Genomic DNA, 14,244 nt, shown 5'->3' on the forward strand with positions numbered 1-14,244 from the left:
CTCACGGCTGGCTATCCGGGACGGGATCGCGCCGAACCCTGACCACGCTCCGACGATAAAAACATTCTTGACAATAAAAGTTGTCGGTAGCGAGAATGGTGGCATGCAGGAAATTGCAGTCATCGAGGACCCGGCCGCGGCCGAAGCGTCGCTGGACCCCATCCGCACCAGCATCCTGCGGGAGCTGGCCCGGCCCGGCTCCGCAACGCAGCTGGCGGTCCGGGTGGGCCTGCCCAGGCAGAAGGTCAACTACCACCTCAAAGCGCTGGAGCGGCATGGCCTGGTGGAGCTGGTGGAGGAGCGCCGCAAAGGGAACGTCACTGAACGCGTGCTCCAGGCCACCGCGGCTTCCTACCTGATCTCACCGTCCGCGCTGGCCTCGATCTCGCCGGATCCGCGCCGGTTCTCCGACCGGTTCTCCGCATTCTGGCTGCTGGCGCTCGCCGGCCGGATGGTCCGGGAAGTGGGAAAGCTGATAGCCGGCGCCGCCGCTTCCCGGCAGAAATTGGCCACGTTCGCCATCGACGGCGAGATTACCTTCCGCACCGCCGCCGAACGGGCCGCCTTCGCCGAGGAACTCGGCGTGGAGGTCACCCGGCTGGTGGACAAGTACCACGACGCCGGTTCACCACAGGGGCGGCGGCACCGGCTCGTCGTGGCCCTGCACCCGGTCCTCAAAGAAACCAGTGCCCCCAAGGCAACCAACGAATCCACTCCAGGCAAGGAACAGGACAAATGAACACCAAGCGCACCTTCGAAATCGTCCACGACTCTGACCTTCCCGGCACCCCCGAGCGGGTGTGGGAAGCCGTCACCGCGGGAACCCCGGCCTGGATGTTCCCCACGGACCAGTGGCCCGCCGTCAGGACCGTGGAAGAGTACCCGAGCCACCTGGTGTCCAGGATGGAGGGCCCGGACGGCTGGTTCAACCAGCTGGAACACGTCCTGGAGCCACTGGACGGCGGCCGCGCACGACTGCACTACGTCCACAGCGGCATCTTCGCCGACAACTGGGATGAACAGTACGACGGCGCCAGCCGCCACACCGAGTTCTACCTGCACACGCTGGGCCAATACCTGCAGTACTTCGACGGCCGTCCCGTGGTGTTCACCGACATTCAGGCTCCCCCGTCCTCGCAGGCACCGGACGGGTTCGCCCGCTTGCGGGAGGCGCTGGGTCTGGGAAGCGCCGGGCAGGGAAACAGTTTTGACGTGGAGCTCGACGCCCTGGGGCGGCTGGCGGGCGAGGTGGACTTCTCGAATGAGCACTTCCTGGGCCTGCGTACCCGGGACGCCTTGTACCGTTTCTTCGGCCGCAACGCCTTCGGCGCCCCGGTGGGCATGACGGTGCACGATTTCAGTGGCGCCGGCGACTCCGAGACCACGGCCAAGGCGTGGGGCGGGTTCCTGGAACACGTGTACGCGTAGCCACGGACTCCCGTTTGGCGCCCGAATCGCCGGAACGGTGCGGGATCGCCGTGCCGCTCCGGCGGTTACGCACACCTCCGGCGGTTTCGGCGGCCGGGTCAGGCGATGGCGACGGCGGGGGCATGGGTCAGTGACCGGCGCAGCTGGGGAGCGGCATCCAGCCGGTCCTGGGCAGCACGGAGCCCCCGCACCGCCGCCTCCAGCTTGTCCGGTGCGAGGGTGAACGGCAGGCGCAGGTTGCGTTCAAAGGCGCCGCCGATCCCGAACCGGGGGCCGGCCGCGAGCCTGATGCCGAATTCCGGTGCCAGGACCGTGAGCGCGGTACTGATGGGGGCAGGAAGCCTGCACCAGACCGAGAGTCCGCCGGCCGGGGGCACCGTCTGCCACGTCGGCAGGTGTTCCGCGAGCAGGCCGAGCAGGGTTGAGCGGTTGCCCCGCAGCGTCTGCAACAGTGCGGGCAGCGGCTCCTCAAGTGCGCGCACCAGGTGGGCTGCGGCCAGCTGCTCCATGACGGGGCCGCCCAGGTCCAGCGTGGTGCGCGCGGCGGCGAAGCGCTGGATCATCGGTTCGGAGGCACGGATCCACCCGGTGCGCAGGCCGCCCCAATGCGACTTGCTCAGCGAGCCGATCGATACGACTCCGCTGCCGAAGCCGGCCAGCGGAGTGGTGGCAACGCCGTCGAGGTTGAGGTCACGCAGCGTTTCATCCGCCACCAGCACCGTTCCGGATGCCGCCGCCGCGCGGGCCAGCAGGCGCCGCTGTTCGTCAGGCATGATCATGCCAGTGGGGTTGTGGAAGTCCGGCACCAGGTAGGCAAGCTTGGGCCGTTGCTGGACCAAGGCCGATTCCAGGGCCGGCAGGTCCCAACCGGACTCGGCGAAGGCCACCGGGACGGGCCGGCACCGGGCGGAACGGATGGCATCCAGTGCATGGGGATAGCTGGGGTGCTCCACCAGGATCCTGTCCTGCCGGTCCGCCAGCGTCCGGATGATGATGGTCAAGGCGTGCTGGGCTCCGGACGTGACCATGACCTGCCCCGGCTGCGTCGGCATACCGGCCGCCGTGTACCGGTCCGCAACCGCCTGGCGCAACGGCAGCAGGCCCAAGGCGTCGTAGCCAAACCCGGGCAGCAGGGCCGGGAGCTCCGTCAGGGCCGCGGCAAAGGCCCGGTGCACCACTTCGCCGCTGGCCGGCAGCGCGGAATAGGCCAGATCGATCAGCCCTTGGGGGGCGGTCAGGCCCGGCGCCGCCAGCGGGGAGGCGGATAGGGGGTGCGGGCCGAAAAGCGCAGGCCCGGACGGGGTCAGCTCGGGGATGCGGGTTTTGCCACGGCTGCCCTGGCCGGTGGTCAGGAAGCCCTGGTCCCGGAGGGTGGAATACGCCGCCGTGACGGTTGTCCGGCTGACCCCAAGGACCGAGCTGAGCGAGCGCTCGCTGGGCAACGCGGTATCCAGTGCAATTCGGCCGTCCAGGATCAGGAGCCGCACTACGTCAGCCAGCTCGCGGTAGGCAGGCCCGGTACCACTGTTCCACGGGCCAAGGAGGCGGGACAAAGCCTGCGGAGTGAGGACAGCCATAGAGCCAGTATCTCAAACTGGCTATGTATTCCAATGCCAGTTGCGTGGAATGGTTGTCTTCATGATGACCCGCAGACTCCTCCAACTCTTCACCGGCCTGGCCATGTACGGCATTTCGCTGGCCATGTTCATCCGCGCCGGCCTGGGCCTGGACCCCTGGGATGTGTTCCATCAGGGCGTGTCCAACCGGACCGGCCTGAGCATCGGCGTGGTGGTCATCGTGGTGAGTTTCCTGGTGCTGCTCCTCTGGATTCCGCTGCGCCAGTGGCCAGGCTTCGGCACCCTGTGCAACGCTGTGCTGGTGGGAGTGTTTGCGGACATCGGCCTGGCGCTGATCCCGCCGGTGTCCCCCCTGGCCGGCCAGATCGGCCTCCTCGGCGGGGCCATCGTGCTGAACGGCATTGCCTCCGCCTGCTACATCGGGGCACGCTTCGGGCCCGGCGCACGGGACGGGCTGATGACGGGGCTGGCCCGCCGGACCGGCTGGTCCGTCAGGCTGTCCCGCACCCTCATTGAGGTGACCGTACTGGCCATCGGGTGGCTGCTGGGCGGCTCCGTGGGCGTGGGCACGGTGGTTTATGCGCTGGCCATCGGCCCCTTGGTCCATGTCCTGCTGCCGCGCTTCATGGTTCCTGCAGCGCCGCCGAAAGCGGCAAGCAAACCGGCTGCCGCCAACTGCTGAGTGCCGGCGACCCCTGCTGGTGCCAGGCCGGATCCTGGTGTCAGGCCGGCACCGGCTGGCATTTCGGGCAGAAGTAAATGTCCCGTTCCTCCTCGCCGTTGGGCTTGCCCAGGAGGCCGCGCTGGATGGGAGTGCCGCACTTGAGGCATGGTCGTCGTTCCCCGCCGTACACCCAATAGCCGGGCCTGCCCGCCATCCTCCCCACGGGGAGGCCCCGGGCATTGAGGACCGTAACGCGGCGGCCCGGTCCCAGGTTGACCTCCAGGAGCTGCTTGGCGTCGGTCATCATGGTCCGCACATCCACGACGTCGGCCACGGGCGTAGCGGGATGCACTCCCGACAGGAAGCACGCCTCGCAGCGATAGATGTTGCCGATACCCGCGAGATTCCGTTGGTCCAGCAACGCCACGCCGATTGGTACCTCCGGGCGGGACCGGACACGGCGTTCGGCTTCATCCAGGTCCCAGTCCGGGCCCAGGAGGTCCGGGCCCAGGAATCCCACGACGGAGTCCTCGTTCGCTGTGGCCACCACTTCCAGGATGCCCAGGGAGAAGCCGACGGCGTCGGCAGCGGCCGTCCGCAGCACGCACCGGGCGGTGAAGCCGGGCTTCCGCCATCGTCCGCCCGGCGGGTAGACCTGCCAGGCCCCTTCCATTTTCAGGTGCGAGTGGATGGTCAGCCGTTTGTCCTCCGGGCCCACCACCCGCATCAGCAGGTGCTTGCCGCGGGGGACCACCTCCTCGACGGTCCACCCGGTTAGGTTCAGCGTGGCAAACCGCGGAACGCGGAAATCCGAGGCAAGCAACGCCTGCCCCGCCAGGGCCTGGTGCAGTTGACGGGCGGCCCGCCAGACGGAATCCCCCTCAGGCACGGATCCTCAATCCCTTTGGCGTGGAGTAGGCGCCGGCGGCGCTGAGGGCCGCGGCAACGGGGGTATCGAGGATTCCCTGCCCGTTCACCTTCTCCATGATCAGTTTGTCCACGGCTCCCCGGGTGACCACCCCCACCAGGGCAGCACCGGCAGCCGCCAGCACGGCGTCGTCATCGCTGAACGCCAGCAAGGTCTTGCCGCCGCGTTCCACGTACAGGACCAGCGCACCATCCACCAGCACTACCAGAGCACCCGCCTTACGGCCGGGACGGTGCCCGGTCCCGGCGTCGTCCCGCAATGCGGGCCAGGGGAGGGCAGCGCCGAAAGGGTTGGCGGGATCGGTGGCCGCGAGGGCCAGGGCCACCGGCTCCGCCTTGGCCAGTTGCGTGTCCTCCGAGTAGGAGCGGAGCCGGTCCACGGTGGCGGGAACGGCGAACTGGGCGGCGCCGAGGTGTTCGATGAAGTAGCCGCGGCGGCACCGGCCGGCCTCTTCCAGCCGCGCCAAAACCTTGTACATGAGCCCGAAGCCGCCCAGGATTTGCTCGGCCATGACCGAGCCCCTGGTGACCACGCCATAGCGGTCCAGCAGGAGCTCAGCGGTGGCGCGGGCGTGGATGGTGGCATCGAGTTCGGGTTCGGGAAGGGCGGACCAGCGGCCGGCTGCCGTAGCCGGCGTGGAGGCGCCCTGGGTTCCGTACCGTCCGCCGGCAAGCCCGGGGGAGCCCATCAGGCCGGTGCCGTGGGAGCGGCCCAGCCGGCTCAACCGCGGTGCCCGGGAGCGCGGGGCACGAGCCACCTGCCGGTGCGCCGTATGCCCGCCGGCGATCAGCGACCGGACCGGTGCGAACGTGTCGCCGGTAATCCTCCCGGCCCATGCGAGTTCCCACAGCGCAGTGACCACCTCCTGATCGCTGAGGACGGCGTCCATGCCCCCGGCCACTTCGGTGAGCTGCCGGAAGAAGTACCCGCCCCCGTTGTTCCGCAAGTGGTCCAGGAGGCGCCGGCCGGAATCCCCGGGTTCAAAGTCAGGGGCAGGATTGAGCGTCAGCTCCGCGGAGTCAGCCAGATGGAGGCTGATCCAGCCGTCGTTGCCCGGCAAGGACCCGGCGCCCGACCACAGGACCTCACCTGCCGCCATGAGTTCGTCCAGCATGGCGGGCTGGTAGTTGGACACCCGGCTTGCCAGGACCAGCGGCTCCCAGGCCGAGGCTGGCACGGGAACCCCGGAGAGCTGGTCGATGGCGGTGATGATTCCATCCAGGCCCCGCAGTGAGGGTTGGCCGCGGCCGCCGCCAGGGGTCCTGACATGCTGCCAGGCCGGCAGGAAGCGCCCATAGGCTGCGGCGTCCACCGGTTCCACTTCGGCGCGCAGCGCGGCCAGGGAGCGGCGGCGGAGCTTGCGCAGCACCTCGGCGTCGCACCATTCGCTGGCGACGGCGTGCTGCCCGCCAGGTGAGGAGCTGCCCGATGGTGCCGGTAGGGCGGCCGGCTGACTTTGGCCCGCAGGGACTGATTCCTGCCCGTCCGGCTCCTGCGGCGGGGCCTCGGGCGGGGTGGCGTGGGGCCGGAATTCCCCTTCCACGACGCGTCCGTCCGCTGCCAGGCGTTTCAGCGCCGTGCCCACCACGGCCACGCCCAGGCCCAGCCTCGTGGCGGCCTCGGCTGCGGTGAAGGGGCCGTGGGTCCTGGCGTACCGGGACACGAGGTCGCCCAGTGGATCGGCAACGGGCTCGATGAAGGCCAAGGGGACGCCCATGGGCAGCGGCACGCCGATGGCGTCGCGGAGACGCGCGGCGTCCTCGACGGCCGCGAACCGCTCAAACCCGCCGATGTTGACCTTGATGGCGCGATTGGCCCGCTGGAGGGCGGCAAGGTGGGCGGCCGCGTCGGCGACGGTGGCGGGGACGTCGGTCTGCCCGGTTTCGGCGGCCTCAACCGCCGGAGAGGTTTCGGCAGGTTCCACAGCCGGGGTGGCTTGGGCGGGCTCAACCGCGGGGGCCGTGCCCTGCAACCGTGCGGCCGCCTCTTCCGGCGCGAGCGGGCCCAGCAGCCGCAGGAGATCGGCTACTCCCTCCATGCCGCGCGCACGCCGGTCGGGGATCAGCCGCTGCAGTTCGCGTTCGGTGGCCTCAATGACCTTGGCGTCCAGGAGTTCGCGCAGCTCCACCCGGCCAAGCAGTTCGTTGAGCAGCGTGGAGTCCAGGGCCAGGGCGGCAGCACGGCGCTCCGCGAGCGGAGAATCGCCCTCGTAGAGGAACTGGGCGACATAGCCGAAGAGCAAGGACTTGGCGTACGGCGAGGGCTGTTGGGTGGTGGTCTCCACAATCCGCAGCTCGCGCCGTTCCACGGAGGCGGCGATGTCTTTCAACGCCGGCAGATCGTAGACGTCCTGCAGGCATTCGCGGACCGTTTCGAGCACGATGGGGAACGTGGGGTACTTCCTGGCCACGTCCAGCAGCTGGGCCGACCGTTGGCGCTGCTGCCAGAGCGGCTGGCGCTTGCCGGGGGTCTGCCGGGGCAGCAGCAGGGCGCGGGCCGCACACTCGCGGAAGCGCGAGGCGAAGAGGGCGCTGCCGCCCACCTCGGCGGTGACGATCTGCTCCAGTTCCTCCGGGTCGAAGAGGAACAGTTCGGCGCCCGGCGGTTCGTCTTCCATCATGGGCACCCGCAGGACGATGCCGTCGTCGGCCGCCATGGCCGAGCCGTCCAGCCCGTACCGCTGATGAAGCCGCTGCCCCACCGCGAGGGCCCATGGTGCGTGGACGGGCATGCCGAACGGGCTGTGCAGGATCACGCGCCAGTCGCCCAGTTCGTCGTGGAACCGCTCCACCACCAGCGTGGTGTCGCTGGGGACCACCTCGGTGGCCAGCTTCTGCTCGCTGAGGTACTGGATGAGGTTGTTGGCAGCGAAGTCGTCCAGGCCGCTGGCTTTGCACCGTTCGGTGGCCGGGCCGGGATCGGACGCAGACAGTTCGCGAACGAACGCGCCCAAGGCGCGGCCGAGGTCCACCGGGCGCCCCAAGGAGTCACCCTTCCAGAACGGCAGCTTGCCGGGCTGGCCAAACGCGGGGGAGACCAGGACGCGGTCGTGGGTGATGTCCTCGATCTTCCAGCTGGTGGCACCGAGGGCAAAGACGTCGCCCACGCGGGACTCGTAGACCATTTCCTCGTCCAGTTCGCCCACGCGCCGGCCGCCCTTGGCCGCGCGCGCCGGCTTGCCGTCCTCGGCCGGGGACGCCGAGCCTTCCTGCTCGGTGCCGATGATGTAGACGCCGAACAGGCCGCGGTCCGGGATGGTGCCGCCGGAGGTGACGGCCAGCCGCTGCGCGCCGGGACGGCCCTCGATGGTGCCGGCATTCCGGTCCCAGATGATCCTCGGGCGGAGCTCGGCGAATTCGTCGGACGGGTACCGTCCCGCCAGCAGGTCGAGGGTGGCCTCGAACGCGGAGCGGGGAAGGGACGCGAACGGAGCGGAACGGCGCACGGTGCTGAACCATTCCTCCACATCGATGCTGCCCAGGGCCGTTGCCGCCACCGTCTGCTGGGCCAGGATGTCCAGCGGGTTGGCCGGGATGGCCAGCCGCTCGATCTTGCCGTCCAGCATCCGCTCCACGGTAATGGCCGTATGGACCAGGTCCGCCCGGTGCTTGGGGAACAGGACGCCCTGGGAGACCTCGCCCACCTGGTGGCCCGCGCGGCCCACCCGCTGCAGGCCGCTGGCCACCGAGGGGGGCGATTCGACCTGCACCACCAGGTCCACGGCGCCCATATCGATGCCCAGTTCCAGCGACGACGTGGCCACCACGCACCGCAGCCGCCCCGATTTGAGGTCGTCCTCGATCAACGCGCGCTGGTCCTTGGAAACAGAACCGTGGTGCGCGCGCGCCAGTACCGGATCCGCGCCGGCGGAACTGCCCGCTTGCGCCATCATGTGCGCGGGCGTGGCCGTTGAAGCGGGAATGCCCGACGACGGTCCCCCCGGCCTGCCCGGCCCGGCGTCGAGCCCTTCCGGAGCGGCGTCGTCCCAGCCGCCGCCCACGGCCACCAGCTGGCGTTCGGCGTAGATTTCGTTGAGCCGGGCGGTGAGGCGTTCGGCGAGGCGCCGGGAATTCGCGAACACGATGGTGGACTGGTTGGCCAGCACCAGGTCAACGATCTTTTCCTCCACATGGGGCCAGATGGATGCCTGCGGCTGGAGGCCGGAAGCGGGCCCGGAGTCGAACGCCCCCGCAGCGCCCTGCAGGTCCGACATATCCTCCACCGGCACCGAGACCGTGAGGTCCCAGTTCTTGCTGGCCGGCGGCGCGACGATCTCCACGGGGGCCGAACCGGCCAGGAACTGCGCCACGAGTTCCCGCGGCTCCACGGTTGCGGAAAGCCCGATGCGCTGCGCAGGTTTGGGCAGCAGCGCATCCAGCCGCTCCAGGGACACCGCAAGGTGGGCGCCGCGCTTGGTTCCGGCCACGGCATGGACCTCGTCGATGATGATGGTGTCCACCTCGGTGAGGGTTTCGCGGGCCTTGGAGGTGAGCATGAGGAACAGTGATTCGGGGGTGGTGATGAGGATGTCAGGCGGGTTGCTCAGCAGCGACCGGCGCTCCGCGGCGGGGGTGTCCCCGGACCGGACGCCCACGGTGATCAGCGGTGCCGGGAGCCCCAGCCGCTTGGCCGTTTGCGTGATGCCGATCAGCGGCGAGCGGAGGTTGCGTTCGACGTCGACGCCCAACGCCTTGAGGGGCGAAATGTAGAGGACGCGGGTTTTGCGTTTGGGTGCCCGGGACCGCTTGCCCTTGGCCGCGGTTTCCCCTGCGGGATCAGGAGACGCCGGTTCCGTGCCGAGGAGGCGGTCCAGGGCCCACAGGAAGGCGGCGAGGGTCTTACCGGACCCGGTGGGTGCCACCACCAGTGCGTGCGAACCTGACGAGATGGCAGTCCAGGCCCCGGCCTGGGCCGGTGTTGCTTCGGAAAAGGCGCCCAGGAACCAGTCCCGGGTGGCGCGGCTGAACTGGGCCATGGGCGCAGCGGAGCCGGAAGCGCTGCCGGCAGGACGCTGTTCCTGGTTCATGCCTCCATCATGCCCCAAGGCACCGACACCGGGTTTCGGCGGCCGCCGCGACCCGGCGTGGGTGCCGGGCCGCGGCCAGGTTCGCCGGGCCGTGCGCGGTCAGGCCGGTTGGAATGCCCCGATGGAGAGCAGCGTGATTTGCGCGTTGCTGCAGGCCTTGGTGGGCTGCGGGAGGAACAGGGAGTCGGTGTCCTCGGGCGGGTAGACCCGGTAGCCGGCGGCATCCACCGGTGAGCAGTCCATGTAGTTGCCGGCCTGCGTGTAGCGCAGTACCGCGGTGCCGGTCTGGCCGGGGGCCAGCAGGACGTCAACCACTCCCGCGGAGTCGTCGCGCGTGGCCGGGGCTCCGATCGGGGCGCCGGCGGCGTCGGCAACCAGGGAGACGCCGGCGAAGCCCTTGAGGATGCAGGGGTCGGTTCCCTTGTTGGTGAGGTTGAGCTTCATGTAGACGCTGCCCGCCGCGCCGCCGCCGGAGGCATCGGTGGCTGCCGTGAGTCCGGCCGCCTTGCACAGCCCGGGCGCGCCGGCGGCTGTGGTGCCGGGGGAGCCAGGGGCGGGGGAGCCAGGCGTCGTGGCAGGTGCGGAGGACGCCGGCGGGGCCGAGGATGCCGACGACGTGGGCGACTGGCTGGCCTGCCCGGTGGCGGGTGCCGTCGTGGTTTGGGACTGCGGCTGGCTTGGAGCGCACGCGGTGAGCAGCAGCGTTGCCGCTGCGGCCGCCGTCGTCAGGGCAATCGCCTGGGAAATTATCTGAGACCTCATGGCACCACCTTCGCCGTAGCGGTTGCCCGCGTCAACGATGCCGCATGCCTTGGCGGCAATTTGATGCCCGGATCGTGATGATCCGGGCACTCGCGGGCTGCCTGATGCCATGCGGCAACCGAGCCGGTCCGGAACAAGCACCGTCAGTCGGTCTCGGGCCCGGTGCAGTACGGGCAGTCCTCGGGGCACTCCGTCATGCCGGCACCCCTGCCAGGTCCACGCCGTCTGCGATGTGGAACAGCCGGCGGCCCCCCGCGGGCGCAGTCACCCACACGATGCCGCCGTCGTCCGTCCTGTCATCCACCACGCCGCTGAAGGCCACCCGGCCGTTCCTTCGGAGTTCCACCGGATCGCCTATCTCGACCGGGTCCCAGCGGACAGGGCTTTTTACGCGGCTCGTCATTGAAGTCACGGGCATTCCTTTGCACGGCGTGGTTGTGGCGGCAACTGCCGCCCAATGAAGCCATCAAACAGGGGCGCCGCCGCCCAACTCAATGGAAGAGTGAACCACGCGTCACGCTTCTTCTTTGTGCAGGCCTCCAGCGGCCTGGCGCAGCGGTCCGGCAGGCCCGTGTGCCAGGGGGAAGGCCGGGGTTAGACTGCCTGCGTAAGCGTCGGCGATCGAAGGAGAAGTTCATGGACTACACCGGAAGCCAGTCGGAAAAGGCAGTCACAGCGGGTGAACTGGGCCGCAGCCACATCGGGCAGACAATCAGCTTCCAGCCGAATGAATTCACGGTGGTCTTCGGTAAGCTCGCGGGAATCGCGCGGACGGAAGCCATGGTTTACATCTCCCTGACAGGGGTGGGAAACGGCACGCACCTGAAGGATGAGTACGACCTGCCGTTGACCCACGTGGTCTACGTGCCCGTGGACGTCATCTCCAACGCGGAATCCACCATCAAGGATTTGTTCGGCAAGGTCCAGGAGAACCTCCGCGGAACCGGCCACAAGGGCGGCGAAGACCGGACCGATCGGCTGTAGCCCGAAAGACCTGGCGGATGGCCGGCATCGTTTTCGATGCCGGCCATCAGTGCTTGGGACGGCAGTGCACCATCTCTCTGTTGGAAGGAACATCATGGGCAACGAAGCTGCATGGCAGGAAACCACAACCGCGGGCCGGTTCGCCGGCAGGACCGTCATTGTCACCGGCGCAGGCTCGGGCATCGGGCTGGCAACCGCACTGCGCGTCGCCAGGGAGGGCGGCCGGGTCATCGCGGCGGACATCAGCAAGGAACGGCTGGATGACCTGGTGGCCGGGAATCCCGGCCTGGACCTGGTTGCCGTTGCCGGTGATATCTCCACCGAAGACGCTGTGGCGGCAGTGGTGGCGGCCGCCGGCGGCAGGGTGGATGCGCTGGCCAACGTTGCCGGCATCATGGACAACTTTGCCCCCATCCACGAGGTGGACGACCAGGTCTGGGAGCGGGTCTTCCGGATCAACGTCACCGCGCTGATGCGACTTACCCGTGCCGTGGTGCCGCTGATGCTGGCGGCTGGCACCGGCTCCGTGGTCAATGTTTCCTCGGAGGCCGGGCTGCGGGGTTCCGCCGCGGGTGCGGCCTACACGGCCTCCAAGCATGCGGTGGTTGGCCTCACCAGGAACTCGGCCGTCATGTACGGCCCGTTGGGGCTGCGCTTCAACACCGTGGCGCCGGGCGCCACCATCACCAAAATCGAGGCGAACTGGGGTTCGGAGCTGGCGGCAGGGCGGTTGGGTCCGCTGATGCAGGCGAACATCCCGACCCCCGCCACCGCCGCGCAGCTTGCCGCGTCCATCACCTTCCTGCTCAGCGACGACGGCACCAACGTCAACGGGGCCGTGCTCGCTTCCGACGGCGGATGGTCGGCACTGTAGGCGGCAGCGCCACTGCCGGCAGGCACCTTAAAGCCAAGCGGACGACGCCGGGTGCGGCCCGTCGTCGTCCGCCCACCAGGGGAGCGCCCCCGGGGCCGCCTAGTACGCCTTGACGCGCTGGTCCACCACGAGATGGACCAGAGCGAACGTGCGGTCCCGGTCAATGGCCGCCAAGGCAGAATCCAGGGCGGCCGGCACGTCGCGGTCATCCGTGACGGTGATGCCGAAGCCGCCGAACGCCGTAGCCATCAACCCGAAATCCGGGTTTTTCAGCTGCGTGCCGGACACCCGCTGCGGGTAGTGCCGCTCCTGGTGCGTGCGGATGGTGCCGTACTCCTGGTTGTCCATGACCACCACCAAGGGCGTGGCGCCATATTGGGCGGCGGTGGCCAATTCCTGGCCGTTCATGAGGAATTCGCCGTCCCCGGCGATGGTTACGACGCGCCGCTGCGGCCCGGCCAGCGATGCGGCAACGGCGGCCGGGATGGAGTACCCCATGGAGCCGTTGCGGGCACTGAGCATGGACGCATAGCGGCGGGTGGGGAAGTACCGGTGCGCCCAGTTGGTGTGTTCGCCGGCCCCGAACGTCACAACGGCGTCCTCGGGAAGCCGGGGCACCAGGTTGGCCATCAGCGTGTCCATCCTGGCCTGCCCGGCCCCCGGGGCAGCGGGAGGGAGGGCAGCGAAGCGTTCCTGTTCCGCCCGCATCCGGGCCGTCCAGTCACGCCACTCGTCCTTTACCGGCAGTGTTATGCCTTGGAGGTCGCGCACGAACGCCTCCGGCTTGGCCAGGATTTGCCGCGACACCGGGCCAGACCGTCCGCGCAGCGACGGATCCACCGTGACCAGGAAGTTCTCCTTGGTCCAGTCCTGCCGGCAGACGAAGCCGTCCGTAATGACATCGCCAGGGACCGTGCCCACAAAGACCAGGAGGTCGGTTTCCTCCAGCAGGTCGTAGGTGGGCCGGGGGCGGCCGTACCCGATAGGTCCCACATAGGACGGTGAGTCGAAGGGAACCGTTCCCTGGGTCCGCCACTCGGCAGCGGCCGGGATGTGGTGCCTTTCCAGCCAGCCGGTGAGCTGGACGGCGGCTTCCTGGGTCCAGTCGTTCCCGCCGGTGACGAACAGCGGCTTGCTGGATCTGGCCAGGGCTGCTTCAAGCGCCGCGGAATCCCTGCTGCCCATGCCGCCGGCTGCCACGGGAATCGCGGGATGCAGGGCCGGGCTGACCTGCCGGCGGATGACGTCCTCCGGCAGGCCGACCACCACGGGGCCGGGCCGTCCGCTCATGGCCGCGAACATGGCTTCGGCCACGATTTCGGAGGCCCGTTCCGGGTGGTCAAGGACCATGACCCGTTTGGCTCCGGTATCGAACCAGGACTTGATGTCGAACTCCTGGAACGCCTCGCGGTCCCGGTGGGCGAACGGGATGAGTCCCACGAAGAGCAGCATGGGGGTGGAGTCCTGCCAGGCGGTGTGCAGTCCCACGTGGGCGTTGGCGGCGCCCGGCCCGCGGGTTACCATCGCCACCCCCGGACGCTGGTTCATTTTGCCGTCGGCCTCGGCCATGTAGGCGGCGCCACCCTCATGGCGGCAGACGATGGTTTCGATGGTGGACCCGTGCAGGCCATCCAGCACGTCAAGGAAGCTCTCGCCGGGAACCACGTAGGTTCGCTCCACGCCATGGGCCACCAGGGAATCGACAATGACATGCCCGGCGGACTTCAGCGTTGGCTGCGCCGGGTCCGGCGCGGTTGGGCGGAGGTCCGGACGGTCATCTACGACGACGGCGGGCTCGGAACGGGATGCGGTCAGGGCGGTTTGCGGCTCTGGAGTCATGTTCTTTCTTTGGCTCGAAGGGTGGCGGAAGGGGCCGGGTTACGTAATGGGTGTCCGGTTGGCGATGACGGGGGAGGTGCCGGTGTAGCCGTCGCGGGTTTCGGCGATGTGGCGGATGCGGGTGCGGCAGGCGTACCAGCCGGCGATCATGAGGATGGAGGC

At 69.1% G+C, this 14,244-nt stretch carries 11 protein-coding genes; 5 read left to right on the plus strand and 6 right to left on the minus strand.

The features are described 5' to 3' along the window. The first annotated feature begins 103 nt into the window (after positions 1–103). Positions 104–739, plus strand: coding sequence for an ArsR/SmtB family transcription factor (locus ACFVVC_RS14955; RefSeq protein WP_387454714.1), 636 nt, complete (start codon positions 104–106; stop codon positions 737–739). Continuing rightward, on the plus strand, positions 736–1,428 hold the full coding sequence (locus ACFVVC_RS14960; RefSeq protein ID WP_387454717.1) for an SRPBCC domain-containing protein: 693 nt from the start codon (positions 736–738) through the stop codon (positions 1,426–1,428). Before ACFVVC_RS14955 ends, ACFVVC_RS14960 begins: the two co-directional genes overlap by 4 nt. A gap of 98 nt (positions 1,429–1,526) precedes the next feature. Here the strand turns inward: ACFVVC_RS14960 and ACFVVC_RS14965 are convergent, their stop codons facing one another. Then, positions 1,527–3,005: a PLP-dependent aminotransferase family protein gene (locus ACFVVC_RS14965; RefSeq protein WP_387454720.1), complete on the minus strand. Its 1,479-nt coding sequence runs from the start codon at positions 3,003–3,005 to the stop codon at positions 1,527–1,529. Positions 3,006–3,066: 61 nt separating this feature from the next. Between ACFVVC_RS14965 and ACFVVC_RS14970 the strand changes: the two genes are divergently transcribed. Next, a complete protein-coding gene (locus tag ACFVVC_RS14970; RefSeq protein ID WP_387454723.1) occupies positions 3,067–3,687 on the plus strand; it encodes a YitT family protein in 621 nt (206 codons plus the stop codon). Positions 3,688–3,727: 40 nt separating this feature from the next. Here the strand turns inward: ACFVVC_RS14970 and ACFVVC_RS14975 are convergent, their stop codons facing one another. The 4 genes from ACFVVC_RS14975 to ACFVVC_RS14990 form a co-directional block, all read right to left on the minus strand. Beyond that, complete coding sequence (locus ACFVVC_RS14975) at positions 3,728–4,558, minus strand: Fpg/Nei family DNA glycosylase (RefSeq protein WP_387454726.1); 831 nt, start codon at positions 4,556–4,558, stop codon at positions 3,728–3,730. After that, positions 4,551–9,623: a DNA glycosylase AlkZ-like family protein gene (locus tag ACFVVC_RS14980; protein WP_387454729.1), complete on the minus strand. Its 5,073-nt coding sequence runs from the start codon at positions 9,621–9,623 to the stop codon at positions 4,551–4,553. The genes ACFVVC_RS14975 and ACFVVC_RS14980 overlap by 8 nt, the downstream gene beginning before the upstream one ends. A gap of 99 nt (positions 9,624–9,722) precedes the next feature. Next, complete coding sequence (locus ACFVVC_RS14985; protein ID WP_387454732.1) at positions 9,723–10,385, minus strand: DUF4232 domain-containing protein; 663 nt, start codon at positions 10,383–10,385, stop codon at positions 9,723–9,725. Between the two features lie 193 nt (positions 10,386–10,578). Further along, positions 10,579–10,788, minus strand: a complete 210-nt coding sequence (locus tag ACFVVC_RS14990; RefSeq protein ID WP_387454763.1) for a hypothetical protein — start codon at positions 10,786–10,788, stop codon at positions 10,579–10,581. Between the two features lie 233 nt (positions 10,789–11,021). On the opposite strand from ACFVVC_RS14990, the gene ACFVVC_RS14995 reads away from it, so the two are divergent. Continuing rightward, entirely contained in the window at positions 11,022–11,369 is a 348-nt protein-coding gene (locus tag ACFVVC_RS14995) for a hypothetical protein (protein ID WP_387454734.1), read from the plus strand. Between the two features lie 94 nt (positions 11,370–11,463). Beyond that, positions 11,464–12,243, plus strand: a complete 780-nt coding sequence (locus ACFVVC_RS15000; RefSeq protein ID WP_387454737.1) for an SDR family NAD(P)-dependent oxidoreductase — start codon at positions 11,464–11,466, stop codon at positions 12,241–12,243. A gap of 99 nt (positions 12,244–12,342) precedes the next feature. Here ACFVVC_RS15000 and ACFVVC_RS15005 read toward each other — a convergent pair whose 3' ends face one another. After that, positions 12,343–14,082 carry a thiamine pyrophosphate-dependent enzyme gene (locus tag ACFVVC_RS15005; RefSeq protein ID WP_387454740.1) on the minus strand — a complete coding sequence of 580 codons (1,740 nt, stop codon included), beginning with the start codon at positions 14,080–14,082 and terminating at the stop codon, positions 12,343–12,345. Between the last annotated feature and the right edge of the window lie 162 nt (positions 14,083–14,244).

The sequence above is a fragment of the Pseudarthrobacter sp. NPDC058196 genome (assembly GCF_042882685.1).
Classification (GTDB): domain Bacteria; phylum Actinomycetota; class Actinomycetes; order Actinomycetales; family Micrococcaceae; genus Arthrobacter.